Source organism: Nonomuraea cypriaca (assembly GCF_015645445.1).
Lineage (GTDB): Bacteria > Actinomycetota > Actinomycetes > Streptosporangiales > Streptosporangiaceae > Nonomuraea > Nonomuraea cypriaca.
This window is the reverse complement of sequence record NZ_JADOGI010000583.1, coordinates 1-551: the sequence shown is the minus strand read 5'-3', so window position 1 is coordinate 551 and position 551 is coordinate 1. Positions and strand designations below refer to the sequence as shown.

The 551-nt window shown below is 61.0% G+C and carries 1 protein-coding gene; it reads left to right on the top strand.

Annotation, left to right across the window (positions count from 1 at the left end; all coding sequences use genetic code 11):
* A partial coding sequence (locus ITP53_RS55730) for a tetratricopeptide repeat protein (protein WP_195903545.1) occupies positions 1-314 on the top strand: 314 nt, incomplete at its 5' end.
* Positions 315-551: the final 237 nt, after the last annotated feature.

Below are 551 nucleotides of genomic sequence, written 5' to 3'. Positions count from 1 at the left end.
CGGGACGGATCGAGGAGGCCGAGCAGTGGTATCGCCGTGCTGCCGAGGCCGGCGCTATCGATGCCATGTCCTATCTTGGAGTCCTGCTCAAGCAGGCGGGACGGATCGAGGAGGCCGAGCAGTGGTACCGGCACGCTTCCGAGGCCGGCGACACCGACGCCATGTACAACCTTGGAGTCCTGCTGGAACAGGCGGGACGGATCGAGGAGGCCGAGCGATGGTACCGGCGCGCTGCTGAGGCCGGCGATGCGGATGCCAGGTACAACCTGGGAATCCTGCTCATGCAAACAGGACGGACCAAGGAGACCGAGTAAGGACGTCAGGTTGGAATCTTCTGCGCTCACTTGGAACATGTGAGCCCACTAGCGGGCTTTGTATGCTGGTCCAGGGCTGAACGAATCGGGACGGGACAGTCCTAAGCTTGCTACAGAGTTTGAAGGGCTAGCTATCGGCGATGGAACGAACACATAGCGCTATGGGTGAGTTACATCGTCGTGTTTCGGCAGTAAAACTCTGCTGTGCGGTACCCCGATGGTGGCGGCTTGTCCGCC